Annotated in this window: 1 protein-coding gene; it reads left to right on the top strand. The window is 56.7% G+C overall.

The features are described 5' to 3' along the window. Positions 1–208: immunoglobulin-like domain-containing protein (locus tag AACY45_RS29190; protein WP_339548928.1), on the top strand; the 208-nt coding region annotated here is incomplete at both ends.

The raw sequence follows: 208 nt of genomic DNA, 5'->3' as shown, positions 1-208 counted from the left end.
AGCAATGGCTCGGTCATCGTTATCGAAGCGGGTAAAACCACCGGTACCGTGCTGGTCGATACCCCGGCCAACGATGTGTACGTCAATGGCAGCACCGTTAGCACGACTATTACCGGGACTACTGGCGGCAACTTCGAAAACCTGGTGCCAAGCACCACGCCAGCCGTTACCACCATCAGTGATTCGACTGACACTACCGGCCTGACCT

Origin of the sequence: Pseudomonas sp. RA_35y_Pfl2_P32, assembly GCF_963970735.1 — a bacterium.
Taxonomy (GTDB): Bacteria; Pseudomonadota; Gammaproteobacteria; order Pseudomonadales; family Pseudomonadaceae; genus Aquipseudomonas.
The sequence above is the reverse complement of the archived record's forward strand: the minus strand, read 5'-3'. Positions and strand labels throughout refer to the sequence as shown.